Genomic DNA, 25,663 nt, shown 5'->3' with positions numbered 1-25,663 from the left:
CCTGCCACAGAAGACACGAATCGGGGCGCCGCCACCAACGGTGGCGACGCCCCGATCGGGTGTTCGTCAGCCCTCGGCCGAGGCCTCGTGCAGGTTCTTCACCAGGTTCGGGTCGACCGGAACGCCCGGGCCCATCGTGGTGGTGAGGGTGACCTTCTTGAGGTACTTGCCCTTGGCAGCCGACGGCTTGACCCGCAGCACCTCGTCGAGGACGGCCGCGTAGTTGTCGATCAGCTGCGTCTCCGAGAAGGACGCCTTGCCGATGATCAGGTGCAGGTTCGAGTGCTTGTCCACCCGGAAGGCGATCTTGCCGCCCTTGATGTCCGTGACGGCCTTGGCGACGTCCATGGTCACCGTGCCCGTCTTCGGGTTCGGCATGAGACCGCGCGGGCCCAGGATCCGCGCGATCCGGCCGATCTTGGCCATCTGGTCCGGCGTGGCGATGGCCGCGTCGAAGTCCAGCCAGCCCTCCTGGATCCGGGCGACCAGCTCGTCGGTGCCCACCTCGTCGGCACCGGCGCCGGCGGCCTCCTCGGCCTTTGCGCCGGCGGCGAAGACGATCACGCGGGCGGTCTTGCCGGTGCCGTGCGGCAGGTTGACCGTGCCCCGGACCATCTGGTCCGCCTTCCGCGGGTCGACGCCGAGGCGCATGGCGACCTCGACCGTGGCGTCGAACTTGACGGCGGCGGTCTCCTTGGCGAGCTTGACCGCCTCGGCCGGGGTGTACAGCTTCGACCGGTCGATGACCTCGGCGGCCTTGCGGTAGCTCTTGCTGCGCTGCATGTTCTGACTACTCCTGTGGTCTCTGGCGGGCGCCGTGCATCGTGCGCCCTCCCACGAACGGGTCTGGTGTCGGGTCGCCGAGGTCAGTCGTTGACGATGATGCCCATCGACCGGGCGGTGCCGGCGATGATCTTCTCAGCCTGGTCGATGTCGTTGGCGTTGAGGTCGGCCATCTTCTTCTCGGCGATCTCGCGCAGCTGGGCACGGGTGACCGAGCCGACCTTGTCCTTCTGCGGCACGCCGGAACCCTTCTGCACGCCGGCGGCCTTGATCAGCAGCCGGGCGGCGGGCGGGGTCTTCAGCACGAAGGTGAAGGACCGGTCCTCGTACACGCTGATCTGGGCGGGGACGATGTCGCCCCGCTGCGACTCGGTCTGCGCGTTGTAGGTCTTGCAGAACTCCATGATGTTCACGCCGTGCTGGCCGAGCGCGGGGCCGACCGGCGGCGCCGGAGTGGCCTGGCCCGCCGGCAGCTGAAGCGTGAACGTCTTGACGAGCTTCTTCTTCGGAGGCATGTCTCTTCCTGGGGCTTGGAACGGGAAAAGTGATGCTGGCGCGTCCCGTTCGATGCGCGCACGGTCAGCACGACAGAGCGGGGCGACGTTCTAGGGTAGCGCAGGCCGCCGTCACCCCGTGCGGCGAGGGCCGGCGACGGGGTACGGCACGGGGCGGCGGGCCATTGCCCACCGCCCCGGACGCCGCGTCAGATCTTGGTGACCTGGTTGAAGTTCAGCTCCACCGGGGTCTCCCGGCCGAAGATCGACACCAGCACCTTGAGCTTCTGCTGGTCGGCGTTGATCTCGCTGATCGTGGCCGGCAGCGAGGCGAACGCGCCGTCGGTGACGGTGACCGAGTCGCCGACCTCGAAGTCGAGGACCTTGACCTCGGGCTTCGCCTTCTTCTGCTCGGTCTCCACCGCCGGGGCCAGCCACTTCAGCACCTCGTCGAGGGAGAGCGGGGCCGGGCGGTCGGCCCGGTCGGTCGCCCCCACGAAGCCGGTGACGCCCGGGGTGTTGCGGACGCAGGAGTACGACTCCGGGGTGAGCTCCATCCGGACCAGGATGTAGCCCGGGAAGACCTTGTTCTGGACCTGGAGGCGCTTGCCGTTCTTGACCTCGACCTCTTCCCGGGTCGGCACCTCGACCTGGTAGATGTAGTCCTCCATGTCGAGGGACGTGATCCGGGTCTCGAGGTTGGTCTTGACCTTGTTCTCGTAGCCCGCGTAGGAGTGCACCACGTACCAGTCGCCCGGCGCGTAACGCAGCTTCTGCCGCAGCTCGGCAACCGGGTCGAAGTCCTCCTCGGGGGCCGGCTCGGTCAGCGCGAACTCCGGCTCGCTGGCGGCCTCGACCGACTCGTCACCCGCCGCCGTCACCACCGAGGACTGCTCGTCCGCGGGTCCGGCGGTCTCGTCGTACTCAGGCACGCTCGCTCACTTCCGTCACTATCGCTTGGTCAGCTGGATCCGCCGAAGACCACCAGCGCACCCTTGGCGAACACGAAGTCGAGTCCGACGACGAGCGCGGTGACCACCGTCACGAACGCGACCACCACCGCGGTGTAGGTCAGCAGCTCCTTACGGGTCGGCCAGATGACCTTACGCAGCTCGGCCACGACCTCGCGGATGAACCGCGCGAAGCGTCCGAACAACCCGACCTTGTCGTCCGACTTGGTCCTCGGCTTACTGTCGGCCGAGTCGGCCTTGGTCCGCGACCGGGTCGCGGTCCCGCCCCGGGAGACCGGCTCCTCCGCGTCGTTGGCGTCCTCGTCGTCGGCGACGCTCTCGACGGTCTCGTCGTCGAGACGGTCGTCGCCGGCGTCCTCGCCGCGGCGCTTGTTGTCGGCCACTTCGCCCTCCGTCGCGGATGTCGGGTCGCACGTTGTCGGACGTGCGCGGCGCTGGTCACGCCGGCCGGACCAACCGTCCCGCGACGGGCCGCGGCCGGCGGATCAGCCGAAGGGCCCGATGCCTCGGAGCCATCCTGCCGATGCCACCACCGCGGGCCGAACGCCGCCGGCAGGCGGCGCAGCCCACGAAACGGTCAGGCCTGAGGCGCAGGGGTGACAGGACTTGAACCTGCAGCCTGCGGTTTTGGAGACCGCTGCTCTGCCAATTGAGCTACACCCCTGTGCGGCATCGCTCACCCCGCACCGACACGCAGGACGGTGCAGGGGTCACTTGCCCCACGGCGGACCAGTGTACGGGTAGTGGGTCGACTTTCCCAACCGGTCTGCCCCTGGCGGGTCGAAACGCAGGTCAGCGGGGTGCGCGGATGGTCGCCCGGGCCTGGGCGAGGACCTTCTCGCCGTTGCAGGTGGCGGTCAGGTCGAGGCGGGTGAGCCCGTCCTCGGTAATCTCCCGCACCTTCGCGGTGACCTCGATCTCGGCGCCCTCGTCGTCGTCCGGCACGACCACCGGACGGGTGAAGCGGACGTTGTAGTCGACCACCGCGTCCGGCGCGCCGGCCCACTCGGTGACCGCCCGCCCGACCAGCGCCATGGTGAACATCCCGTGCGCGATCACCCCGGGCAGTCCCACGCCGGTGGCGAAGCGGTCGCTCCAGTGGATGGGGTTGAAGTCGCCGGAGGCGCCCGCGTAGCGGACCAGGTCCGCCCGGGTGATCCGGTACGTCTGGGCGGGCAGCTCGATCCGGGCCTTCCCCGTGTCGGTCACCGTGTCCATCTCAGTCCTCCCCGCGCACGACGAGCTTCGTCCAGACGGTGACCACGGGCTCGTCGGCCACCGTGGAGACCTCGGTCCGGATGGTCAGGAAGCCGTGCCCGCCCCGGTTGTCGATCGCCTCGACGTGGTTGACGCAGACCAGCTCGTCCCCGGCGGCCACCGGGCGGGTGTAGGCGAAACGCTGGTCGCCGTGGACGACCCGGCTGTAGTCGACCCCCAGGTCCGGGTCGTCGACGATCTGGCGGCTCGCCGCCATGGTGATCGTCACCGGGAAGGTCGGCGGGGCGACCACGTCGCGGTGGCCGAGGGCCCGGGCGGCCTCCGGGTCGTGGTAGGCCGGGTCGGTGGCGCCGATCGCCGTGGCGAACTCACGGATCTTCTCTCGGCCCACCTGGTAGGAGGCGGTCGGCGGGTAGCTCCGGCCGACGAAGGACGGGTCCAGTGACATGCGGAGAACCTACACGGACGAAAAACGCCGATCCGGCGCGCACGGGCGAAAGCCGTGCGCGCCGGATCGGCGTCGGAAGCTGAGTGGACCGGCCGGCGGAACCGGCCGCCGGGTCAGCGGGTCTCGCGGTGGACGGTGTGCTTGCCGTCCCGGGGGCAGAACTTCTTCAGCTCGATGCGGTCCGGGTCGTTACGGCGGTTCTTGCGCGTGATGTAGTTGCGCTCCTTGCACTCCACACACGCCAAAGTGATCTTCGGCCGGACATCGGTAGCCTTCGCCACGGCGGAGTGCCTTCCTCGCTAAGGATCAACTACGGCGTAGTAGCCTACGCGCTGACTACGCGGACACGCAAAGTGGGCGCCATTGGCGCCCGTTCACCGGCCACCGGACATCGGCCCGGAGGACGAGAGTAGCGGTGGCCGGACTTGAACCGGCGACACAGCGATTATGAGCCGCTTGCTCTGCCATCTGAGCTACACCGCCGCAGGCGGGTCCAGCCGGACCCTCTGAGCCCCCTTACGGAATCGAACCGTAGACCTTCTCCTTACCATGGAGACGCTCTGCCGACTGAGCTAAGGGGGCCTACCCGATCACCCCGGAGGGCGTCGCGCAGGGGTAACAGTACACGGCGGAGCCCGGGAGGTGAAATCGGATCCCCCCATCCCCGCCGCGACGGGCATCGGCGCAGGTCAGGGCACTACACGGAGACGGCGTACGTCCGCGGTGGGCAGCGACTCGACCTCCGCCTGGGCCCCGAACCACGCCTCCAGCCGCTCGTACGGCAGGGGACGGCTGAACAGGAAACCCTGGCCGATGTCGCAGCCGATGTCCTGGAGCAGTTCCAGGGTCAGCTCGCTCTCCACCCCCTCGGCCACCACCGCCAGGCCGAACTGCTGGGAGAGGGTCACCACGGCGTTGACTATCGCCAGGTCGCCCGGATCGGTCGCCATGCCCTGGACGAAGGAGCGGTCCACCTTCACCTCGTGCACCGGCAGCCGGCGCAGGTAGGCCAGGGAGAAGGAACCGGTGCCGAAGTCGTCCACCGACAGGCGGACACCGAGGTCACGCAGACGGCGCAGGGTCGGGATCGGGCGGTCGGTGCCGTCCAGGACCCCGGTCTCCCTGATCTCGAAGGTGAGGCGCTGCGGCGGCACGCCGTACTCGTCCAGCAGCTCGCGCACCTGGTCGGGGAAGTGCCGGTCGGTGAGCGTACGCGCGGAGAGGTTGACCGCGACGGAGAGCGGCTGCTCGGCGTGCGTCCAGTCCCGGCTGCGCCGCAGCCCCTCCCGGAGCACCAGTTCGGTGAGCCGGCCGAGCTGGCCGGTGTGCTCGGCCACCGCGACGAAGTCCTCCGGCGTGACCGAGCCGTGCGCCGGGTGCTCCCAGCGGGCCAGGCACTCCACCCCGACCAGTCGCCGGTCGCGCAGGGTCACCTTGGGTTGGAAGTAGACCTCGACCCCGCCCTCTTCGAGGGCCTGTCGCAGGTCACCGGCGATGCCGAGACGGCGTAGCGACCGGGACTCCAGCGCCGGGTGGAACAGCTGGATGCTGCCCGGCATGGACTTCGCCGCGGTCGCCGCCAACTCCACCCGTTGCAGCAGGGTCGCCGCGTCGCTGCCGTGGTCCGGGTGGACGGCGACCCCGACCGCGGTATCCACGTCCAGGGTGAGCGGCTCGAAGACCATCTCGTCGCGGATCTGCTCGCGCAGCCGCGTGGCCAACTCCAGGGCCGCGTCGGCGCTCTCCACCCGGAGGGTGAGCAGGAACTCGTCCCCACCGAGCCGGCCGACCAGGGCCGACGAGGGGGCCGACGCGCGCAGCCGCTCGGCGACCTCGGCGAGGACCTTGTCCCCGGCGGCGTGGCCGAGGGACTCGTTGACCTGGCGCAGCCCGTCGACGTCGAAGAGGAGGACGGCCACCACCTCACCCGGGGCACGGATCCGGACCGCCTCGCCGAGCGCGTCGGCGATCCGCCGCCGGTTCGGCAGCTTGGTCAGCCCGTCGTGGTACGCGTCGTGCCGGAGCCGGTCGACCAGCCGGGAGTTCTCCAGGGCGACCGCGGCGTGCGCGGCCACCGTCTCGAAGACGGGGATGTCGTCCGGGGTGAAGTGGCCGGCGTCGCTGAGCCGGTTGACCACCTCGAGCGTGCCGATCACCGCCTGGCCCGAGCGCAGCGGCACGGTGATGACGTCCTTCACGCCGCTGCCGCGCAGGGCGGCCCCCAGACGGTCGTCCCCGTCGAGGCGGGCGCCCCAGACCAGGGTCCGCCGTTCCCGGCGGGCCTCCTCCCGCACCACCACCGGGGTGGGGGCGACGTCGAGCAGACCCGGGGTGTCCACCCGGGCGGTGAGCATGACCTCGGAGTGCCGGCCCTGGGCGGGCAGCCAGAGCGTGGCGTACTCGGCCTGCATGAGCTTGCGGATCCGGGCGAGCAGGACGTCGATCAGGGTGCCGTCCTGGCCGCTGGCGGTCATCGCCCGGGTCAGCTCGTACATGTCACCGAGGGTGCGGTGCTGGCGGAAGAACTGCGCGTAGGAGCGGTAAACCAGGACCACCGCGAACGCCAGCACCGCGATGAGCACCAGTGCCCACCAGGTGGTCTCGATCGCGATCAGGACCACCAGGCCCATGACCACGTTTATCCCCGACGTCAGCAGGGGCGCACCGGCGGTGCGGACCACCTCCCGCCCGGCCTGCCAGCCGTGCATCAGGGAGATCACCCCGCCGACCGCCGCCAGCGAGGCCAGGGTGTGCACGCTGACCGCGCCGAACAGGGACAGCCAGGTGTGTGGGCCCACGCCCTCCAGCGGCGGCAGCGCGACCAGCACCAGGCCGGCCAGCGACACCGAGGCGCCGGCCTTGGAGACGTTGAACCAGAGCTTGGTGGGCGAGATCCGGCGGCGGAACTGGACGATCAGCACCGCCGCCACGCTCAACGCGACCACCGTCAGCGGCGGCAGCCAGAAGAAGGCGAGAACCAGCGGGATCTCGTTGATCGTGAAGGTGAGTCCCTGCCGGCGGATGACGAAGTGCAGCACCTGCGTGCCGGCCGCGACCATCACGACCAGCAGGGTGAGCGTCAGTATCGGGTTACCCGGCGACGGGTCCGACACGAGGGCGAGGGCGACGGAGCAGACGACCGCGAAGAGGGCCAGCGGACCGGTGATCAGCCAGGCCTGGTCAGTCGATCTGCGCGACGACGGGCGAGCGCTCGTCATCCGGCTCCCTCGTTACTCGTGTCTCGAACGGGCCTCCGACCAGCGATCTCCCGACGGCGTCGGACCGGCCTCAGGGGGCGAGGACGTTGACCACCGGGGCGCTCCACTCGAAGTCGGAGTCGGTGCCGGCGTTGTTGTTGGCGCCGGAGAAGCCGGCGGCGGCCAGGGCAAAAACCATCAGCGCCATGACTGCGGCGAACCGGAAGGGCTTCCGACCAGACATCAGTGCGCTCCTGTCAACAGGGGTGAGGGGGAGACGGATGGAGGAGGTTCCACGATCGTGCCACAGAGGTCCGATCGAGCAAAGGGGCGTGGGAACGGGCCCACCGGGGATAGGCCAGTTTCGGACCGTTCGTACCTACCCCGACTCCGAATAGCTACCCCTGGTTTCGGCGTTCATCTCACCATCTGCACCTTCCCGCTCATGTTGCCGCAGTACGTGATTCGTCATCAATCCCCAAGATCGCCTCCATTCGCACACCCACCCCCACCTGCCAGGATGCACCTTCAACCCTAGCCCCCAGGAGCGACAAAAATAGAGGAGTGTCGAACGATGGGAATTGGGGTACCGGGAACTGGCCCGGCAAATGCCCATCGCGCCGGCAAAACTTCCACATCAGCGCCACGCTGCGTCCCGACGCCGCCACAGTGGGCAGTGCGCCACCCGTCGAGGAAGGACGGGTGGCCACAGTGCACTACCGCGCCGACGGCAACGCGGCGCCGACCGCCTCGGCGAGCAAGGTCGGCTCCCGGCCGATCAGCGCCCGCAGGTCGTCGCCGTCGACGTACAGGTCGCCGGCCGCCAGTCCCCGGTCGGCGTCGGCGAGAACCGCTGCGTACGACTCGGGCAGGCCCGCGCCAACCAGGATCTCGGTGTACTTCTCCACCGGCAGGTCGGTGTACGCGACGTCCCGCCCGCTCTGCCGGGACACCTCGGCGGCCAGGTCGGCCATCGTGAACGGCGCGCCACCCAGCTCGTACACCCGGCCGGCGTGCCCCTCGGTGGCCAGCACGGTGGCGGCGGCCTCGGCGTAGTCCGCGCGGGCGGCGGCACTGACCCGGCCGTCGCGCGCCGCGCCGAGGACCCCGTGCTGGAGGTACGTGGCGAGCTGGCCGGTGTAGTTCTCCAGGTACCAGCCGTTGCGCAGCAGCACGTACGGCAGACCGGACGCGGCCAGTTCCCGCTCGGTGGCCAGGTGCTCGGCGGCGAGCAGGAGGCTGGAGGTGTCGGCCTTCACGATGCTGGTGTAGGCGACCAGCCCGACGCCGGCCTCCCGTGCGGCGGTGACCACGTTGTGGTGCTGGGGCCCCCGCCGCCCGGCCTCACTGCCGGAGACGAACAGCAGCTTCTCCGCGCCGACGAACGCGGCCCGCAGCGACGCGGGGTCGCCGTAGTCGGCCGCCCGCGCCACCACGCCACGTGCTTCGAGGTCGGCGAGGCGGGACACGTTCCGGCCGAGGGCGACGATCTGGTCCGCCGGTACGCCGCGTCGCAGCAGCGACTCAACGGCGAGACGGCCGAGGTGACCGGTGGCACCGGTGACGACGATGGACATGTGCTCTCTCCTCTGAAAATCCGGGTCCGACCTGTGTCACCTGGCCCCAACGGGAAGACCTTCGCCTTACTTCCCGTTGGAGAGTAGGCACCTTGAAGTAACCTACTTTCTGAGAGAGAGTAAAGACGTGGAACCGGATCCCTACCAGCGGAACTGCGGCAGCCGGCAGGTCCTCGACCGGATCGGCGACCGGTGGAGCGTGCTGGTCGTGCTCACCCTCGCCCATAGCGGGAAGCGCTACGGCGAACTGGCCCAGCGCATCGACGGCGTCAGCCAGAAGATGCTCACCCAGACGCTGCGGGGCCTGGAACGCGACGGGCTGGTCACCCGCACGGTGCACGCCACCGTGCCGCCCCGCGTCGACTACGAGTTGACCGACCTCGGCCGCAGCCTGGTCGACCTGGTCGCCGGTCTGGAGGCGTGGGCGACCGGTCACCTGGGCGAGATCGAGGCCGCCCGAGCCCGCTACGACGCCCGCTGACCTGCGCTGGCGCCCGCTCCCTACCCTCGTGGCCATGGCATACCAGCCGGTTCCGGCCCCCTCCGCTCCCCGCCGCACCACGCGGACCATCCTCATCGTCGTCGGCGTGGTCCTCGTCCTCTGCTGCCTCGGCGGTTCGATCGGCGGCTTCTGGCTCTACCGCACCGTCAAGGACGCGGTCGGACCGGCCTCGGACAGCGCCACCACGTACCTCGACGCGATGCGGCGTGGCGACCACTCGGCCGCCTACGGGCAGCTCTGCGCGCCGACCCGGAGCCGGATCAGCGAGGCCGACTTCACCCGGATGCAGGCGGCCCAGCCCCGCCTGCGCGAATACGAGATCACCGGCGTGAACGTCACCAGCACCAACGGCCGGACCGAGGGTTCCGCGACCGTCCGGCTGACCCAGGAGAACGGCACCGAGACCACCCAGCTCTTCCGGCTGGTCAAGGAGGACGGCACCTGGCGCGTCTGCCAGTAGCAACAGGTTGGTAGCAGTGCCGCTGGCAGTGCCCAGTAGTAGCAGCGTCGATAGCAGTGCCGCCGGCCAGGGGACGCTTGGTAGCAGGGGACCCCTGTTACCGCATTTTGAGGAGCAGGGGTTTGCCGGGCATTGACCATCAGGCCGTCAGCCGGGCTGGTCTGGCCCGGATGGCGGCGCTGGCGCTGCTGTGGGGGTCGAGCTTCCTCTGGATCAAGCTGGCCCTACGCGACTTCAACCCGGTGCAGATCGTCTTCGCCCGGCTCCTGCTCGGCTTCGTCGTCCTCGCGCCGCTCGCCCTGGCCCGGGGCCTGGAGTTTCCGCGCGGCTGGCGGTTGTGGGGACACCTGGCCGTCGCCGCGCTGCTCGCCAACGCGATCCCCTACGTGCTGTTCGGCGTCGCGGAGGAGACCATCGGGTCGAACGTCGCCGGGGTGCTGAACGCCACCACTCCGCTGTGGACTCTCCTCCTGGCGTTCCTGGTCGGAGTGGACCGGTCGGTGAGCTGGACGAAGGCGGGCGGGTTCGCGCTCGGGTTCCTCGGTGTCGTCGTCATCTTCTCGCCGTGGAAGTCCGCGAACGAGATCGCGAGCTGGGGTGGGCTCGCCTGTCTCGCCGCTGCCGCCAGCTACGGCATCAGTTACGTCTACATGGGCCGTCACCTGGCCGGTCGCGGGATCAGTCCGCTCATGCTGTCGGCGAGCCAGCTCGGCGCGGCCACCGTCCTGCTCGCCCTGGCGATGCCGTTCGCCGGGCTGGAGCCGCCCACCTGGCGGTGGGACGCGGTGGTGAGCCTGGTCGTGCTCGGCCTCCTCGGCACCGGCGCGGCCTACGTGCTGAACTACCGGATCATCGCCGACGAGGGCGCGACGGCCGCCTCCGTCGTCGGGTACCTGCTGCCGCTGGTCGCCGTCGGCCTGGGCTGGCTCGTCGTGGACGAGGTCGTCACCCCGGCCATCCTGGCCGGCGTCGTCCTGGTCCTCCTCGGCGTCGTCCTCGCCCGCAGGGCGACAGGCGGCATCGGCGTACGGTCAGTCGGCCGCCGGAAGACGGTAGACGGAGACGTGCGAACGTGACTCGGCGGTGAACTCGGTGGAGTCCCAGTCCGCGTGCCGGCTCTCCAACTCGAAACCGGCCAGTTGCGCCATCAGGTCCAGCTCGGCGGGCCAGATGTAACGGTGCGGGCTGCGGTACAGCTTCGCCTCCCGCCCCGCCCCGAACCGGAAGTGGTGCGAGACGACCTGCTGGTGGAGCACGTCGTACGTGTCCAGGCCGATGTAGTCGGACTCGGAGAGCCAGACCGTGGCCGACTGACCCGGCGGAAGCTTGCGCAGCTCCGGCACCCACAACTCGATCACGAACCGCCCTCCCGGGCTGAGGTGCCGGGCGGCGTTGCGGAAGCATGCGACCTGCTCGGCCTGTATGAGCAGATTGGAGATCGTGTTGAAGACCAGGTAGACCAGCGAGAATTCGCCCGGCGCGACGGTGGTCGCCATGTCGCCGACGACCACAGGGACCGTCGCCTCGTCCACCTTCGTCCGCAGTTGGTCGAGCATCGGGCGGGACAGCTCGATACCGGTGACGGACACTCCCCGTTCGGCGAGCGGGATGGCCACCCGGCCGGTGCCGACGGCGAACTCCAGCGCCCGGCCACCGTCGGCCAGTTCGGCGAGGCGGTCGACGGTCGGGCCGAGCACCTCGGGGGCGAACATGCCGGTGCCGGGCGTGTCGTAGCCGCGAGCGGCCTCGACGTCCCAGATGTCCTCTTGTCGCATACCGTCGACCATTGTCCAACCTGGATACGACGTCCACCGATTTTCGGGTCCCCGGTTCGCTATCCCGCTCTGGAGGAAGACGATCCGGTACGGCTCGGGCTCCTGTCCTGGGGCCTGATCCGGCCGAGGCCGGGCAGGAAGCGGCCGACCCGGGCGGCATACCGTACGTAGTCCGTACCGTGGACGCTCATCAGGTAGGGCTCCTCGACGGCTCGGACCTGTAGTTGCAGCGCCAGGACCAGTACCAGCCAGGCGGCGAGCGCCACGGCGTTGGGCACCATCAGGGCCAGTCCGAGCGTGGTGGCCGCCATGGCGGTGAAGATGGGGTTCCGGGCGAGCGCGAACGGGCCGCCCGTCACCAGGCTGGTGTGTTCGGTCGGGTCGACGCCGATACGCCACGAGGCACCCATGGCGAGCTGGGCGGCGAGCGCCGCGCCGATGCCGGCGACGGTGAGGAGCAGGCCGACGACGTGCAGGGGGCGGTGATCGAGGCCGGGCAGCGGCGACAGGCCGGCGAGGGCAGCCACCGGCCCGGCGAAGCCCAGCAGGAGCGCGGCGACGAACAGTAGCTTGGCCCACCATCGCAGGGTGCCGGGCGGACCGGCGTCGAGGCGCAGACCGGTGTCACCTGTGCTCCGCCACTGCGTCAGCGTGCGCCAGCCGAAGGCGAGCAGCAGTCCGAGCAGGTAGAGCAGGAGCGCGAGCCAGGCCACCGTCACGCCCTCCCCTCCGTGGCGGAGTCAGCCGGGGTTCCGTAGACCGGGCAGAGCGCGACCGCCGCCCCCGTCGCGGCCAACACCTGTTCCGCCGACCGCAGCAGGTCCAGCAGTTCGGGTCGGGTCAGTGCGTAGAACGACTGGCGACCCTCCACCCGGTAGTCGATCAGACCGCAGTCACGAAGACACGCCAGGTGCTTCGACACCGTCGACTGCGCCAGACCCAACTCGCTGGTCAGGTCCACCACCCGCGCCTCGCCCGACGCGATCCGGCGCAGGATCGCCAGCCGGGTCGGGTCGCCGAGGGACCGGAACAACGCCACAGCCGGAGTCAGACCATCCGCACGACTAATCGCCACAGGGCGATGATAGCCGAGATTGGCGATGGGTTTTCATCCGAGGCGGCGTCACCGCTCGACGCTATTGCGTCCGGTAGCGGGCGAGGCACTCCTGCGTCCAGCTGGTGTGACGCTCGCGCAGGTCGGCTGCGGTCAGATCGGTGCGGCCAAGATCGTGATAGTTGGGAAGCCAGGTCTCGACGCTGCGGTACGAGTTCTGGACAGCGAACAGGTCCCACAACGCCAGGTCGGGCACCGCTTCTGCTGCTTGCTCGTACGCCCTCAGGAACATCTCCGCCGAGTCCGGGCCGTGCAGCAGACGCAGATCAAGCCGGCACCAGCTCACGTCGAGGCCACGCGGCGCCCGTGCGGCCCCCGACCAGTCGACGACGCCAGTGATCACCTTCTGTTCCCACAGGACATTGCCGGACCAGAAGTCGTAGTGCGTCAGAACGGGTCTCTGACCGGCAAGACGATCACCATGGGCAGCCAGGATCGATGCGGCAGGCCCCGCGCCGACGCCGGCAGGGGACGAAGCGGATGCTGCTGCCATGCCGTCGCGGAGCGCGGTAAGGCGGGTGAGCGGCACGGCGTGGATGCGGGCCAGGACTCGTCCCAACTGTTCGGCCGCAGTCTGAGCGGAGACCGACGTGATGTCGGCACGGCCGGGCAGCCGGGCGACCAGGAGGGCCGGTTCACCGAATCGACGACCGGCGGGGTCGGCGTCCAAGAGCCTCGGAGCCCAGCCGTCCAGGCCGTCGAGAGCTGCCAGCACGCCGGCTTCCCGGGCAGCGGCGTCGTCGCCCGGCGGGAACCTGCGCAGCACCATCTCCCCCGTCGGACGCTCGGTCCGCAGTAGGTAAGTGGCCGCGTGGGTGCCGCCGGTGAGTCGCCGAACGGTGTACGCGCAGGCACCCGGACCGGCGACCTCCGCAGCCCACGCGAGGGCTGACGAAGGAGGCTGCGACTTGGTCACCGCGCCAATACTGCACGAGCCGTCGTACGCCGGCTATGACCTTGCCCTGGTCAGCGCCACCGACTGCGGTTGCTTCCGCCAGGCGGACACCAGCCGGTCAACCGCCCACCGCCTGCCCACGCCCACGAGGTCGCTGGCGAGGCGTCACCGCCTCCTGGTCCGATCGAACGACGGATCATTCGGGCCTCCCGCTGGCCTCCTCGACGAAACCGAGGCGCCGGTTCATTGCGATAGCGGACACATTGCGCGGGTGGTGGAACGCCACGAGCCGCCGGTAGCCCGAAGAGCGGACGAACCGGATCGCGAGGAGTTTCAGCGCCAGCGACAGGCCTTGGCCGCGGTAAGGCGCGAGCACACCCGTCATCTCGCTGAACGCGTACCCCTGGGCCGGATGCAATGAGGTCGCAGACATTCCGATCCACACGCCATCGCGAATCGCGAGCATGACTCCGTCCGCGCGGAAGCTCGGCACGTCGATGCGCCGCGAGACGTACTCGTCGTACGTGTAAAACTCGCCGCGCTCCGGGATGTCAGCCGAGCAGGTCTTGTTCAGGTCGTACAACGCCCGCCGGTGGCCGGCCGAGTCGCCGACCTCGGCGAACGTGGTGAACTCGATACCCGACTCTCGTGCCCCATGCAGGTATGGCCCGAAATCCCCGTCGTTGAATTCGTCCACGTTCAGTTGCAGGCGCACCCAGTCCACCATGATCGGATGGTATCGGGGAACCTCGGGACATCCCAGCGCGTCCCGATGTCGTTCATCGCGTCGCAGCCGTGGCGGAACTCCTGAGGGCGGTTCCCCTGGCTGGCCGACAACGATACGTATGCGACACGCCAGCGAGACCGAACGGGTTGGAGCGGGACTGGAGTGAGACTTGCAAACGAGGCCCCTGACCGGCATTCTCGCTGGTCAAGGGCCTCGTTTTGCACCTGGTGGCGGGTAGAGGATTCGAACCTCTGTAGCTTTCACGACGGATTTACAGATTCGCCCGTATCCACAATGTCGGCCAACAGGATGCCCAGGTCAGCGCCGGTCCGGCGAGGAGTCAGCATCTCCCGACTCCCCCACGTGCCCGTTGCATGCCCGATCGAGGAACCGCGCCACATCGGCATCCCGACCATCGACAGCACGGGCGTAGTGCCGCGTGGTCACGCTGACGTTCGAGTGGCCGAGACGACGAGCGGCGACGAGGGCGCCGTGAGAGTCCGCGACCCAGCCACCGCGCGCCCCCGGAGATCGTGCGGGATGAGGTCGGTCAAGCCGGCACGCTCCACCGCCCGGTCGAAGCGGTACTTCCAGCCGTTGCAGCCCTGCGGCCGATCGGCGGTCCGCTGCTGACGACCGGGGAACAGGAAGGTGTCAGGGTGCTGGGGCAGGTCGGCCAAGCGCTGACGGAGCCGGTCGACCACAAACGCCGGTAGGGCCAGCTCCCGCCGCTGGTGACTCTTCGGCGTGTCGACGACCGGTCCGCCGGGAAGCTGCGCGACCGACTCAGCGACGATCATCCGGCCATCAACCAGTCGACATGGCGCCACCGCAGACACAGGGCTTCCCCGATCCGCAGCCCGCCGTACACGAGGACCAGGACGTCACACGGAGCAGGGCGCTTGCACCGGATGGTGTTGGGTCTGTGTGATCCGGCAACACATGCGCGACAGGTCTCCGCCAGCTGATGCGCGACGGCCTAGAAACCCGCTGACCACCTGACGGGCCAACGCGCGGTCTGCCGATGTGCGGTCGTTGGTCTGAGCGAGTTCATGGGCGCCGTAGACGCTCTCTGCGGCAGGGTGCCACGGTGTTGCGTCAGTCGTCAGTGGTAGGACTGGCGGCAGCGAGTCGTCCTTGAGAGGAGAGCCGCCGTGGCTCAGTACGCTGTCCTGATCTACGCCAACGACTCCGCCCACGCACCGGAGGCCACCGCAGCCGACACCGAGTCGTGCGACCAGCACGCTGACGAGCTGGTGGCCGATGACTCGATGCTCATGGCATACGCGCTGACACCGCGTGACATGGCGATGTCGCTGCGGGCGGACTCGACCACCGAAGGGCCGTTCCTCGACTCTCGGGAGATCGTCGCCGGCTTCTACGTCATCGAGGCACCAGACCTGGACGCGGCGCTGGCCATCGCGGGCACCAACCCCGTGCTTCGCCAGGGCGGCGGTGTGGAGGTGCGACCGGTCCACAGCGGTGGAGTGGTCAAACGCGCGAGGGAGCAGCAGACCGCGTAGCTATCAGAGCGGACCTAGACGACGCCCAGTGCGAGCGGTCCCGAACGCACGCACATGCCGCGATCCGTGCTCGACATGTTGCAGGTCACCTGGCGGACGACTGTCGCACATCAGTCGACGGAGGACAATGTGTTGGTCTGGCGTTGCCGAATTGGCCTCTTAAGAATCAAGGCGGCCCGCAAGCGGGCCGCGCCGGCCCGGCCCCGGCCTGCTGGCGACCTCCGGCCGGCATCGGCCGGGCCGGCCGGCCACGCTGACGGAACACCAAAGGCGTAAGGGGCTGAGGCGGGACGATCGCCATCGGGGTTGCTTCCCGTCGAGGTTGGGGCGATCGGCTGCCGCGCAGCCAAGCTGCTGCGGCTAACGCCTTCGCTGACGGATGGTTCATTTGGGAGCCGAGTCTTCTTTACCGGAAGCACAAGGCGCAGGTTACGGCTCAGGATTACCATAACGACATAGTGGAGCGACAGAGCCGGCACGAATTTATCGTTGCAAGGGTCAACGCTCTTGTTTCTTACCTCAAACCGGGATTGCCGCAATAGGTGGTTACCCGTGCGTGCCCGTCGGATGCCTTCATGCCGGCGGGCGCTTTGCTTGTTCCTGCTTACCCTGGCCGGAGCGTATGTCCGGCTCCAGTTGATGCGTTACAGATCGGTGTCACATGATCGGTGACACGTCGGGCTAGACGATTTCAAACCCGTCCCCGGGTCGTGGTGCGCGTCCGGCTATCGCGGCGAAAAACAAGCGGTCGCGCCAACGGCCTCCGATGTGCAGGTGGTCGTGGAGTCGTCCTTCACGACGCATCCCAATCTTTGCCAGGACACGGGCAGAGGCGGTGTTGTCCGGGTCGCAGGTAGCCGTGATCTTATGTAGGCCGAGCGTGTCGAGTCCCAGGCGCAGCACTGCGGCAGCGGCCTCGGTGGCCAGACCGTGCCCCCAGTGCGGGCGGGCCAGCACGTATCCCATTTCGCCCCGGCGATGGACCTCGTTGGTAACGCGCAGCTCGACCGAACCGATGAGAACCTCGTCGTCGCGGCGGATGACGGCAAGTGCGAACCTCGTCCTCGGTAACACCTGGGCGTCCCGCACCGCCTGAACTAGGAATGCGGCGGTGTCGTTGAGTGTGTCCGGCCCCCACTCGGTGTACCGAGTGACATCCGGGTCGCTGGCGTAGGCGTGAACGGCCGGTTGGTCTTCTGCTCGGAAGTCACGTAGCAGCAGCCGTGGCGTGCGTAGATTCATCGCGGCGCATTATCGAGCATGATGCGCCGCAGGCGCGCCAGCGGGTGTCACCCTCCGACGACAACATGCGGCATGCCTCGGCTGTCACGGCTCAAGTGGAGCCAGGGTGTAACGCATCAACCGGAGTCCGACACCTGGCCGGAGCGTACTGTGTTCAGACTTTCTTTACTTGGTCAAGGGCGGGCCTGCGGCCCGCCGCCGGGGCGCGCGTGCGGCCTGGCGGCCGGTCACGCCCAGGCGCGGCTCATCAGAGGAGCCCGTTTAGGGCGACGGCCACCATGCCGCCGCCAAGCAGCATAAACAGCGGTGCGAGAAACGTCATCTTCCCCCAGTGGACGGCGACGCGTTCGGCGGTGTCATGCGGGTGATTCGGGTCGTAGATGACCTTTACCCGGCGACCCGGCTTAGGGCCTGGAAACGAGGAGAACGAACTAGTTGCCGTTACCTCCTGGCCATCCGCCGTAACAAACTGGAACTCCCCCGCACGACTTTGCACGCCCGGACGGATCGACGCATCGACCCGTCCGACGAACACTCCGTCCGCACGCTTCCCGCGCCGATGCAACCGGATTGAGTCAATTTCCCCCCTGATCCCCCCGTACAAGAACAGGCAACCGAAGACCCCAGCCAGCAGGGTTTGGAACATCGGGACCCCCTCGGAGTCATGGCGCTGACGGAACCGCAGCTACTGCCATGTCCCGCCCCTCCACTGAATACTGTGATGTTAGATGCCGATCACTTACCGTGTCGAGCCGGAGATTGCGACGCCAGCAGGCCTCCCATTCACGACCTACAACGCATGCCGCCGAGCCGGCTCTGCTGTCCACTGCCGCAAGCGTTCGTGGCAGGTCTTTCAGGGCTGGCCGGCAAGCGCGAGCGAGTCGTACGCCAGGTCAAAGCGCCTCCGGCGGGGGCCTCAGGCTCCGGGATGGCTGAGGGCCATCGGCATCTTGCGGTCCGTGGGTGGTTGGGGCTGCGGCGGTGTCCGCCGGGGGCAGGCTCCGCGACACGAGAGCCAACTAGTCGATCTATCGTGCCTAGGTGATCTTGGGGGAGGGTGTACCGGCGAGCGTGCCGGATCAGCGGGTTCAGCCGTTCCGGCCGCGCCGACGTTGGCCGGTGGTGGCCGCCGTGGCGGTGGCCGTGGTGTGCGCCTCCCTGCTGACCACGGCGGCTGTGGTGGCCGGTCGAGTGCAGTCGGACGCCGAGCGCGCAGAGGGCCACCCCCGAGGCTGCGGTGACCGTGTGGGTTCTCCAGCTCAGCGCGGGCAAGCGCATCGGGTTGTCGCGGGTGCTGGCCGACGAGCGGCACGACGAGTTGCGCGACCAGTGGCAGAAGTACCGGGCCGCGATGGAGAGCACCGGGCGTCCGCCCTCGAAGGTGGAAACGGTCGGCCGCCTGGTCGTCGACGAGCGTTCCGAGGATCGCGCCCTGGTCGTCGCGCAGGTGCGCGGGGTCTGGTGGGGACGGGCCGTCAGCGATGGCCGGTACGGCGCACCCGTGGCGGTGGGAGACACGGCGGGATGCCGGCGGGTGGCGTGTCTGGTCGGCCGAGCTACCGCCGTGGTGTGGCACGCATGTCCGGGCCGATCTCTGCCCCGAGGAGCAACCGCAGCAGTAGCCCACAACCAACATCAGCGTTCCCGCCAGGTTCCCGTGGACGCCCATCAGACACCGGATCTAGCTGGACTCCGCTGGACTCAACCAAATAGGCCCCTGACCGGCGTTCATGCTGGTCAGGGGCCTATTTGTGCACCTGGTGGCGGGTAGAGGATTCGAACCTCTGTAGCTTTCGCGACGGATTTACAGTCCGCTCCCATTGGCCGCTCGGGCAACCCGCCAGGGCACCCCACCGCGCCGTAACGCGGTAGCGGAGCAAGGATAGCGGCTCCACCCGGGGTCCGTGCAACCGGGTACGGTCAGGGGGCCGTACCGCTGGTCGAGGACGACCGCAACCGTCAAGCAGGACAGCCGGACAAGCAGGAGCATGAGCATGGCAGCCAACCCGTCGTTCGACATCGTCAGCAAGGTCGACCGTCAGGAGGTCGACAACGCCCTCCGCCAGGCGGAGAAGGAACTCGCGACGCGGTTCGACTTCCGGGGCACCGGCGCGGAGATCTCCTGGTCGGGCGAGGAGGCGATCAGCCTCCAGGCAGAGACCGAGGAGCGGGTCCGCGCCGCGCTGGACGTCTTCAAGGAGAAGCTGGTCAAGCGAAACATCTCGATGAAGTCGCTGGACGCCGGTGACCCGCGTTCCTCGGGCAAGGTCTTCAAGATCGACTGCAAGGTGATCCAGGGCATCGACTCGGACAAGGCCAAGGCGATCAGCAAGAAGATCCGGGACGAGGGGCCGAAGGGCGTCCAGGCGCAGATCCAGGGCGACCAGCTCCGGGTCACCGGTAAGAAGAAGGACGACCTCCAGGCGGTCATCGCCCTGCTCAAGGCCGAGGACTTCGGGGTCGCACTCCAGTTCACCAACTACCGCTGATGGTCTCCGACGTGCGGCTCCGCGATGTCGAGGTGGACGACGTGGAGGCGTACGTCCGGATGCGTTGCGATCCGGCGATGACGGCCCACCTCGGTGGGCCGTTCCCCCGGGACCGGGTGGAGGCCCAGGTGGCCCGGGACGTCGAACTGGCTACCGGCGGCACCAGCCTGATCAAGATGATCGTCGTCGACTCCCCCGGGGCGGGCACGGTGGCCGGCACGGTGACGCTCTTGCCGCACGAGGTCGACGGGGAGCCCGGGGCGGGCACGGTGGCCGGCACGGTGACGCTCTCGCCGCACGAGGTCGACGGGGAGCCCGGGGCGGAGATCGGCTGGATGGTGCTTCCCGAACACCAGGGACGCGGACTCGCCCGGCGCGCCGTCCGGAGCCTGCTCGACCTGGCCGCCTCGGACGACCGGTGGGGCGTGGTGCACGCCTTCCCAGACGTCGGCAACGTCCCCTCGAACGGCATCTGCCGGGCCCTCGGTTTCACCTCGCTCGGCGAGCGGGAGTGGCCGTTCCGGGGACGGGTCTTCCGCGTCCACCACTGGCGGATCGACCTGCGGGGCTGACCCGTCCCCGGCGTACCGCGCGGGTCAGACCGCCTCGGCGGCGAGGGTGTGTTCGGTGCGTACGGCCTGGGCCTCGGCGCGGGCGATGGAGCCGCCGGGGCGGCCCGCCACCCCGGCCGCGACGAGGACCGCCGCACCGGCGAAGACGAACGCCCACGGGACGCCACCGTGGTCGACGATCAGGCCGGCCACCGCGCCGCCGGCGGCGCTCGCGCCGACCGACATGGTGACCACCCAGGTGTACGCCTCGTTGAGCATGCCGGCCGGGGTGACCCGGCCGACCATGGTGTTCTCCAGGGTGAGCGCGGGGGCGATGGTCGCTCCCCCGACGACCAGCGCCACGCCGAGCGCCAGCGGGGTGGGCATCGCCGCGAAGACCAGGAAGCTGGCCCCCACGCCACCGAGCAGCCAGGCGAACTGGCGGGTCATGTTCCTCGCCGGGCGGCGGGTGCCGAACCAGAAGCCGCCGACCGCGCTGCCCACTCCCCAGACGGCGAGCAGCACGCCGGCGAGGCTTTCCGCGTCCCCGTCGGTCGAGGCGCTCGCGTACGCCGGGACGGTCACGCCGGCCGCGCCGAACGCGATGCCCAGCCCGGCGACGCAGAGCAGCAGGGCGGGGAAGCCGGGCACCCGCAGGGGGCCGAGCCCCTTGGCGTGGGCGTGCCGGGGGTGCGGCTGCCAGTTGCGCATCACCCGGCCGAGGGCGACCACAGCGGTGCCGACCAGGGTGACCACGGCCGCCCCGACCAGGGCCGCCCGGGCGTCGGCGACCAGCACGAATCCGGCCACCAGCAGCGGGCCGAGGACGAAGACGACCTCGAAGAGGGTGGTCTCCGCGGCCAGCGCGGTGTTGCGCAGGTGGTAGCGGCCGCTGGCGACGGTGGTCAGGTCGTTCCAGGCGCCCCGGATCGCGGCGGTGAGCGGCGGGTACGTCGCACCGGCCACGCCCGCCGCGACGTAGATCAGGGGCAGCGCCTCGGCTCCGGACCGGCTGGCCAGCAGCAGGCCGACCAGGGCGAGCGGGTGGGCGATCCCGGTGGCGAGCAGGACCGGGGTGGGCCCGATCCGGTCGGCGATCCGGCCGGCCACCGGGCTGAACGCGGCGCCCGCGACGGCGTACGTGGCTCCGGCCACGGCGGCCAGCGAGTACCGCCCGGTGACCTCCTCGACGAGCAGCAGCAGCACCAGCGAGGTCATCCCGATCCCGAGCCGGCCGATGATGCCGGTGACCAGCAACACCGGTGCTCCGGGGATCCGCCATACGTCCCGGTACCGACCCAGTGCGGCCACGGTGTCTCCTCTGCTGCGGACGCAGCCGTTCGCGCCCGCGGTGAGCGGTGATGGTGTGTGGCGGCGCGGTAATGGGCGGACGGCTCTACGACCCTGACGCCGGACGGTCCGACCATAACCTGTTCCGGGAGTACGGAGAAACGGTTACCCCAGCGGTCACGGACGGGTGACAGGGTTCCGCCCGCGACCGGGACCTGGTCGCGGGCGGAACGGGTGGCGTTCAGGGGCGGCCGGGGCGGTTCCCCGGCGTACGGTCAGCGCTGGAACTGCACCGGGCCGCTGTTCGCGGCCATCTGCTCCAGTCGGCGGACCCGCTCCTCCATCTTCGGGTGGGTGGAGAAGAGGTTGGCGATGCCGCCGCCCTTGAACGGATTGTCGATCATGAGGTGCGCGGTGCTGGTGAGCTGCCCCTGGGCGGGGAGCGGCCGACGCTGGGTACCCATGTGGATCTTGCGCAACGCGCTGGCCAGGGCCAGCGGGTCGCGGGTGAGCTGGGCCCCCGAGGCGTCCGCCTGGAACTCCCGGCTCCGACTGACCGCCAACTGGATCACCGTGGCCGCGATCGGGCCGAGGATGATGGTCAGCAGCAGCACGGCCGGGTTCGGGCTGTCCTCGTCGTCCCCACCACCGAGCGGGATGAACCAGGCGATGTTGGCCAGCATGGTGATGATGCCGGCCAGGCCGGCGGCCACGCTGGAGATCAGGATGTCCCGGTTGTAGACGTGCGACAGCTCGTGTCCGATGACGCCCCGTAGCTCCCGGTAGTCGAGGATCTCGGTGATCCCCTGGGTGACACAGACCGCAGCGTTGCGCGGGTTACGGCCGGTGGCGAAGGCGTTCGGCTGGGCGGTGGGGCTGACGTAGAGCCGGGGCATCGGCTGCCGCGCCTCGGTCGCCAGCTCCCGGACCATCCGGTACAGCTCCGGGAACTGCGCCTCGCTGACCGGCTGGGCCCGCATCGACCGCAGGGCCAGCTTGTCGGAGTAGAAGTAGGTGACGCCGTTCATGACCAGGGACGCCACGACGGCGATGACGAGTCCGCCACTGCCGCCGAACCAGTAGCCGACCGCGAGGATCAGCGAGGTGAGCAGGCCGAGCAACGCGGCGGTCTTGAGACGGTTGTGGTGCACGATCACTCCTTCGGTGCCCGGATCCGCCGGGATCCGTCAACCGGTGACAACAACCCGGTACCCCGCAACCATCCCTCTCATGACTGTGAGTAACCTGAGAACGGCACGCGAAGGCACCGCGACCACCCGGAGAAGGACGCCCCGGCTAGACCAGATCGAACAGGAGCTGCGGGGCCAGACCGAGCACAACCGCTACGGCGCTGGCAGCCGCCAGCGCGACAATGACGCTCCGTGACGGAGTGCGGGAGGGCGCCGACTCGGTCGGTGAGGCGTACAGGGTCGCGGCGACGCGCAGGTAGTAGGCCAGGCCGACGACCGCGTTCACCGCCACCACCAGGGCCAACCAGCCCGACCCGCCCGCCACCAGCGACCGGACCACGGTCACCTTGGCGAACAGCCCGGCCAGGCCCGGCGGCAACCCGGCCAGCCCGACCAGGGCCAGCCCGAACGCCGCCCCCACGAAGCGGTGTCGCCGCGCCACGCCCCGGTACTGCTCGATCGTGCCGCCGTCCGCGCCGTCCGGGCGCAACGCCACCACGCCCGCGAACGCGGCGAGCTCCAACACCACGAAGAAGACCGCGTACGCCACGGCGGCGGCGTACGCGGCGGCCCGGGCGTCGGCGGTGCGCCCGGCGGCCAGCGCCAGCGCGCCCAGCGGGGCGAGGATGTAGCCGGCCTGGGCCACTGAGGACCAGGCGAGCAGCCGGACCATCCGCCGCTGCCGCAGCGCCACCAGGTTGCCGACGGTCATGGTGAGCGCGGCCAGCAGGGCGAGCACCGGACCGGTGACGGTCGCCGGCAGCGCGTACTGGACCACGGCGAGCAGCGCGACCACCCCGCCGAGCTTCGAGGCGGTCGACAGGTACGCGGCCACCGGCACCGGCGCACCGTCGTAGGTGGCCGGCGCCCAGGCGTGGAACGGCACCGCCGCCACCTTGAACGCCAGCCCGAGCACCACCAGCGTCACCGCGACCGTGGTCAGCGGCAGGTCGAGCAGCGTGCCGTCGGCCAGCGCCGCGCCGAGCGGACGCAGGTGCAGCCGGCCGGTGACCGCGTAGAGCAGTGCCGCGCCGAGCAGGGTGACCGTGGTGGCCACCACGCTGACCACGAAGAAGGTCACCGCCGCCTCGGCCCCGGCCAGGCTGCCCCGACGCAGCCCGACCAGCACGTAGAGCGGCAGGGTGAGCGTCTCCAGCGCCACGATCAGGGTGATCAGGTCGCCGGCCGCGCCGAGCACGACGCCGCCGGTCATCGAGCAGGCGAGCAGGAAGCAGAACTCCCCCACCGGCACCCGACCGCCGCGCAGCAGCGGACCGGAGAGCGCCAGCACACCGAGGGTGAGCAGGGCGAAGACCGTCCCGACCAGTCCGGCCCGGTCGTCGGCGACCCAGGAACAGCCGTCGGCGACGCAGAACGTCCCCCGGTCGCCGCCGGCGGCGACCAGCGCCGCGCCGAGCGCGGTGGCGGTCGCGCCGAACGCGGCAGCCGCCACCGTGGCGCGCGGCCGGGCCAACAGCAGGTCGACCAGGAGCACGAGGACGGCCGTCCCGGCGGACAGGTACCCGGGCAGCAGCGCCACGTGGTCGACCGACTGGACGAGGCTCACCGGGCCCGCCTTTCGTTCGTGGCTGCGGGGATCCGCTCCGCCGCACTCCTCGCGCTCACGGGTGCACCACCTCCAGCAGGGCCTCGACCGGCGCCTCGGCCACGCCGAGCACCAGCGTCGGCACCAGTCCGATGACCAGGGCGAGCAGCACCAGCGGGGCCCAGGCGACGAGTTCCGCCCCGGCGAGACCCGGGGAGAGACCCGCCACCGCCGGGCCGGGTCGCCCGTGGGTGACCCGGCGCAGCAGCCGCAGCAGGTACGCGGCGGTGAGCGCCCCGCCGACCGCGGCGAGCACGCCGAGCGTGATCCAGAGCGCCCCACCGACCTCGATGGCGGCCACCACGGCGAACGCCTCGCCCCAGAAGCCGGCGAGCCCGGGCAGGCCGAGCGAGGCTACTGCGGCGAAGGCGAGCAGCCCGGCGAGGCGGGGTGCGGTCTCCCGCAGCCCGGACAGGTCGGCCAGCTCGCCGGTGTGGGTACGGTCCTTGATCGCTCCGGCGAGGAAGAAGAGCAGACCGGTGATCACACCGTGCGCGACGTTGCCGATCAGGGCCGCCTGGATGCCGGTGGCGGTGAGCGTGGCGATGCCGAGCAGCACGAAGCCCATGTGTCCCACGCTGGAGTACGCGATCAGCCGCTTCAGCTCGTCCTGGGCGAGGCAGACCAGCGAGCCGACGAGGATCGCCGCGACGGCGAGCACGCCGAGCGCCGGCGCGGCCCAGCGGGCCCCCTCCGGGGCCACCCCGACGGCGACCCGGACCAGGCCGTACGTGCCCATCTTGAGCAGCACCCCGGCGAGGATCACGCTGCCGACGGTGGGGGCCCGGGTGTGCGCGTCGGGCAGCCAGGAGTGCAGCGGCCAGAGCGGGCTCTTCACCGCGAAGGCCAGCCCGAGCAGGATGAACGCGGCCAACTGGGTGCCCCGGGACAGCTCCGACCCGCCGGTCAGCGCCACGATGTCGGCGGTGCCGGCGGCCGACACCACGACGTACACCCCGACCAGCAGCAGCACCGATCCGGCGAGGGTGTAGAGGGCGAACTTGCGGGCCGCCGCGCGGGCCGCGTCCCGGTCCACCGGCCGGTAGGCGGCGTGTCGTCGGGACGGCCCGGCACCGCCCGTGCCGCCCCAACCGGCGATCACCGCGTACATGGGCAGCAGGACGACCTCGAAGAAGAGGAAGAAGAGGACCAGGTCGAGGGCGAGGAAGGTGCCGAGGATGCCGACCTCGATCACCAGCAGCAGGGCGACCAGGACGCTCCCCCGGCCGCCGTCGGGGACCCGCCAGAGGGAGTACCCGCAGCAGAGCAGGGTGAGCAGGGCGGTCAGCACGACCAGCGGGTACGAGATGCCGTCCACGCCGAGGTGGAACCGCAGCTCCAGGGCGGGCACCCAGGGCACGTCGAGCCGGTGCCAGGGGAGCACCCCGGGCGTGTCCGCCGTGTACGCCGTCCAGGTGCCGTCGCCGGTGGCGAGCAGCGCCGCCGCGACCAGGGTGAGCGCGGCGGCTGCCGTGCCGGCCAGCCGACCGGCCCGGTCGCCCGGCAGCGCGGCGGCCAGCACCGCGCCGAGCGCGGGCAGCGCCAGCACCGCCACCAGCAGGACCTGACCGGCCGTCACGCGACACCCCCGGGCCGACCGGGCGGACAGAA

At 70.1% G+C, this 25,663-nt stretch carries 28 protein-coding genes and 4 tRNA genes; 6 read left to right on the top strand and 26 right to left on the bottom strand.

All coding sequences use genetic code 11. From position 1 onward, the window contains the following. Positions 1 to 66: 66 nt before the first annotated feature. From rplA to GA0070618_RS14015, 13 genes are all read right to left on the bottom strand, one after another. On the bottom strand, positions 67 to 783 hold the full coding sequence (gene rplA / locus GA0070618_RS14070; RefSeq protein WP_088982041.1) for a 50S ribosomal protein L1: 717 nt from the start codon (positions 781 to 783) through the stop codon (positions 67 to 69). A gap of 83 nt (positions 784 to 866) precedes the next feature. Further along, complete coding sequence (gene rplK / locus GA0070618_RS14065; protein WP_088982040.1) at positions 867 to 1,298, bottom strand: 50S ribosomal protein L11; 432 nt, start codon at positions 1,296 to 1,298, stop codon at positions 867 to 869. Positions 1,299 to 1,486: 188 nt separating this feature from the next. Further along, positions 1,487 to 2,209, bottom strand: a complete 723-nt coding sequence (gene nusG, locus GA0070618_RS14060; protein ID WP_088982039.1) for a transcription termination/antitermination protein NusG — start codon at positions 2,207 to 2,209, stop codon at positions 1,487 to 1,489. A gap of 29 nt (positions 2,210 to 2,238) precedes the next feature. Continuing rightward, complete coding sequence (secE, locus tag GA0070618_RS14055; protein ID WP_088982038.1) at positions 2,239 to 2,631, bottom strand: preprotein translocase subunit SecE; 393 nt, start codon at positions 2,629 to 2,631, stop codon at positions 2,239 to 2,241. 208 nt (positions 2,632 to 2,839) lie between these two features. Continuing rightward, positions 2,840 to 2,912 (bottom strand) — tRNA-Trp (locus GA0070618_RS14050). A 128-nt stretch (positions 2,913 to 3,040) separates the two neighbouring features. Then, a complete protein-coding gene (locus GA0070618_RS14045) occupies positions 3,041 to 3,433 on the bottom strand; it encodes a MaoC family dehydratase (RefSeq protein WP_088985516.1) in 393 nt (130 codons plus the stop codon). A 34-nt stretch (positions 3,434 to 3,467) separates the two neighbouring features. Further along, on the bottom strand, positions 3,468 to 3,914 hold the full coding sequence (locus GA0070618_RS14040) for a MaoC family dehydratase N-terminal domain-containing protein (protein ID WP_088982037.1): 447 nt from the start codon (positions 3,912 to 3,914) through the stop codon (positions 3,468 to 3,470). Between the two features lie 113 nt (positions 3,915 to 4,027). Then, positions 4,028 to 4,195: a 50S ribosomal protein L33 gene (gene rpmG / locus GA0070618_RS14035; protein ID WP_013288652.1), complete on the bottom strand. Its 168-nt coding sequence runs from the start codon at positions 4,193 to 4,195 to the stop codon at positions 4,028 to 4,030. Positions 4,196 to 4,324: 129 nt separating this feature from the next. Beyond that, positions 4,325 to 4,397 (bottom strand) — tRNA-Met (locus GA0070618_RS14030). A gap of 26 nt (positions 4,398 to 4,423) precedes the next feature. Then, a tRNA-Thr gene (locus tag GA0070618_RS14025) sits at positions 4,424 to 4,496 on the bottom strand. Positions 4,497 to 4,603: 107 nt separating this feature from the next. Then, positions 4,604 to 7,132, bottom strand: a complete 2,529-nt coding sequence (locus tag GA0070618_RS14020) for a putative bifunctional diguanylate cyclase/phosphodiesterase (RefSeq protein ID WP_088982036.1) — start codon at positions 7,130 to 7,132, stop codon at positions 4,604 to 4,606. Positions 7,133 to 7,202: 70 nt separating this feature from the next. Continuing rightward, positions 7,203 to 7,355, bottom strand: a complete 153-nt coding sequence (locus GA0070618_RS33470; protein ID WP_157748944.1) for a hypothetical protein — start codon at positions 7,353 to 7,355, stop codon at positions 7,203 to 7,205. Positions 7,356 to 7,827: 472 nt separating this feature from the next. Continuing rightward, complete coding sequence (locus GA0070618_RS14015) at positions 7,828 to 8,688, bottom strand: SDR family oxidoreductase (protein WP_088982035.1); 861 nt, start codon at positions 8,686 to 8,688, stop codon at positions 7,828 to 7,830. 127 nt (positions 8,689 to 8,815) lie between these two features. Between GA0070618_RS14015 and GA0070618_RS14010 the strand changes: the two genes are divergently transcribed. From GA0070618_RS14010 to GA0070618_RS14000, 3 genes are all read left to right on the top strand, one after another. Then, complete coding sequence (locus GA0070618_RS14010) at positions 8,816 to 9,169, top strand: winged helix-turn-helix transcriptional regulator (protein ID WP_088982034.1); 354 nt, start codon at positions 8,816 to 8,818, stop codon at positions 9,167 to 9,169. 34 nt (positions 9,170 to 9,203) lie between these two features. Continuing rightward, on the top strand, positions 9,204 to 9,650 hold the full coding sequence (locus GA0070618_RS14005; protein ID WP_088982033.1) for an Rv0361 family membrane protein: 447 nt from the start codon (positions 9,204 to 9,206) through the stop codon (positions 9,648 to 9,650). A gap of 122 nt (positions 9,651 to 9,772) precedes the next feature. Next, entirely contained in the window at positions 9,773 to 10,726 is a 954-nt protein-coding gene (locus tag GA0070618_RS14000; RefSeq protein ID WP_197701758.1) for a DMT family transporter, read from the top strand. Here GA0070618_RS14000 and GA0070618_RS13995 read toward each other — a convergent pair. From GA0070618_RS13995 to GA0070618_RS13970, 6 genes are all read right to left on the bottom strand, one after another. Further along, the gene (locus GA0070618_RS13995; RefSeq protein ID WP_088985515.1) at positions 10,682 to 11,425 is read right to left on the bottom strand and encodes a class I SAM-dependent methyltransferase; all 744 of its coding nucleotides are present in this window, start codon (positions 11,423 to 11,425) and stop codon (positions 10,682 to 10,684) included. The two genes, GA0070618_RS14000 and GA0070618_RS13995, sit on opposite strands and share 45 nt — an antisense overlap. A gap of 59 nt (positions 11,426 to 11,484) precedes the next feature. Continuing rightward, complete coding sequence (locus GA0070618_RS13990; RefSeq protein ID WP_088985514.1) at positions 11,485 to 12,138, bottom strand: methyltransferase family protein; 654 nt, start codon at positions 12,136 to 12,138, stop codon at positions 11,485 to 11,487. A 2-nt stretch (positions 12,139 to 12,140) separates the two neighbouring features. Further along, entirely contained in the window at positions 12,141 to 12,500 is a 360-nt protein-coding gene (locus tag GA0070618_RS13985) for an ArsR/SmtB family transcription factor (protein ID WP_088982031.1), read from the bottom strand. A 61-nt stretch (positions 12,501 to 12,561) separates the two neighbouring features. Further along, entirely contained in the window at positions 12,562 to 13,455 is an 894-nt protein-coding gene (locus GA0070618_RS13980) for a phosphotransferase family protein (RefSeq protein ID WP_088982030.1), read from the bottom strand. A gap of 175 nt (positions 13,456 to 13,630) precedes the next feature. After that, entirely contained in the window at positions 13,631 to 14,161 is a 531-nt protein-coding gene (locus GA0070618_RS13975; RefSeq protein ID WP_088982029.1) for a GNAT family N-acetyltransferase, read from the bottom strand. A 443-nt stretch (positions 14,162 to 14,604) separates the two neighbouring features. Continuing rightward, positions 14,605 to 15,000 carry a site-specific integrase gene (locus tag GA0070618_RS13970; RefSeq protein WP_143740243.1) on the bottom strand — a complete coding sequence of 132 codons (396 nt, stop codon included), beginning with the start codon at positions 14,998 to 15,000 and terminating at the stop codon, positions 14,605 to 14,607. Positions 15,001 to 15,315: 315 nt separating this feature from the next. Between GA0070618_RS13970 and GA0070618_RS13965 the strand changes: the two genes are divergently transcribed. Then, positions 15,316 to 15,684 (top strand): YciI family protein, encoded by a 369-nt coding sequence (locus tag GA0070618_RS13965; protein WP_088982027.1) that lies wholly within the window; start codon positions 15,316 to 15,318, stop codon positions 15,682 to 15,684. Between the two features lie 681 nt (positions 15,685 to 16,365). On the opposite strand, the gene GA0070618_RS13960 is transcribed toward GA0070618_RS13965, so the two are convergent. The 3 genes from GA0070618_RS13960 to GA0070618_RS13950 form a co-directional block, all read right to left on the bottom strand. Next, on the bottom strand, positions 16,366 to 16,926 hold the full coding sequence (locus GA0070618_RS13960; RefSeq protein WP_088982026.1) for a GNAT family N-acetyltransferase: 561 nt from the start codon (positions 16,924 to 16,926) through the stop codon (positions 16,366 to 16,368). Between the two features lie 247 nt (positions 16,927 to 17,173). Beyond that, positions 17,174 to 17,572: a DUF3592 domain-containing protein gene (locus GA0070618_RS13955; RefSeq protein ID WP_088982025.1), complete on the bottom strand. Its 399-nt coding sequence runs from the start codon at positions 17,570 to 17,572 to the stop codon at positions 17,174 to 17,176. A 1,112-nt stretch (positions 17,573 to 18,684) separates the two neighbouring features. After that, a tRNA-Tyr gene (locus GA0070618_RS13950) sits at positions 18,685 to 18,768 on the bottom strand. A 152-nt stretch (positions 18,769 to 18,920) separates the two neighbouring features. Between GA0070618_RS13950 and GA0070618_RS13945 the strand changes: the two genes are divergently transcribed. Further along, positions 18,921 to 19,415 carry a YajQ family cyclic di-GMP-binding protein gene (locus GA0070618_RS13945; protein WP_088985513.1) on the top strand — a complete coding sequence of 165 codons (495 nt, stop codon included), beginning with the start codon at positions 18,921 to 18,923 and terminating at the stop codon, positions 19,413 to 19,415. Further along, the gene (locus GA0070618_RS13940) at positions 19,415 to 19,987 is read left to right on the top strand and encodes a GNAT family N-acetyltransferase (RefSeq protein ID WP_211296293.1); all 573 of its coding nucleotides are present in this window, start codon (positions 19,415 to 19,417) and stop codon (positions 19,985 to 19,987) included. The genes GA0070618_RS13945 and GA0070618_RS13940 overlap by 1 nt, the downstream gene beginning before the upstream one ends. A 24-nt stretch (positions 19,988 to 20,011) precedes the next feature. On the opposite strand, the gene GA0070618_RS13935 is transcribed toward GA0070618_RS13940, so the two are convergent. The 4 genes from GA0070618_RS13935 to GA0070618_RS13920 form a co-directional block, all read right to left on the bottom strand. Beyond that, a complete protein-coding gene (locus GA0070618_RS13935; RefSeq protein ID WP_088982024.1) occupies positions 20,012 to 21,277 on the bottom strand; it encodes an MFS transporter in 1,266 nt (421 codons plus the stop codon). A 254-nt stretch (positions 21,278 to 21,531) separates the two neighbouring features. Next, the gene (htpX, locus tag GA0070618_RS13930) at positions 21,532 to 22,407 is read right to left on the bottom strand and encodes a zinc metalloprotease HtpX (protein WP_088985511.1); all 876 of its coding nucleotides are present in this window, start codon (positions 22,405 to 22,407) and stop codon (positions 21,532 to 21,534) included. 145 nt (positions 22,408 to 22,552) lie between these two features. Next, positions 22,553 to 24,013 carry an NADH-quinone oxidoreductase subunit N gene (locus GA0070618_RS13925; protein ID WP_088982023.1) on the bottom strand — a complete coding sequence of 487 codons (1,461 nt, stop codon included), beginning with the start codon at positions 24,011 to 24,013 and terminating at the stop codon, positions 22,553 to 22,555. A gap of 55 nt (positions 24,014 to 24,068) precedes the next feature. After that, the gene (locus tag GA0070618_RS13920; RefSeq protein WP_088982022.1) at positions 24,069 to 25,631 is read right to left on the bottom strand and encodes a complex I subunit 4 family protein; all 1,563 of its coding nucleotides are present in this window, start codon (positions 25,629 to 25,631) and stop codon (positions 24,069 to 24,071) included. Positions 25,632 to 25,663 lie beyond the last annotated feature (32 nt).

Origin of the sequence: Micromonospora echinospora, assembly GCF_900091495.1 — a bacterium.
Lineage (GTDB): Bacteria > Actinomycetota > Actinomycetes > Mycobacteriales > Micromonosporaceae > Micromonospora > Micromonospora echinospora.
The sequence above is the reverse complement of the archived record's forward strand: the minus strand, read 5'-3'. Positions and strand labels throughout refer to the sequence as shown.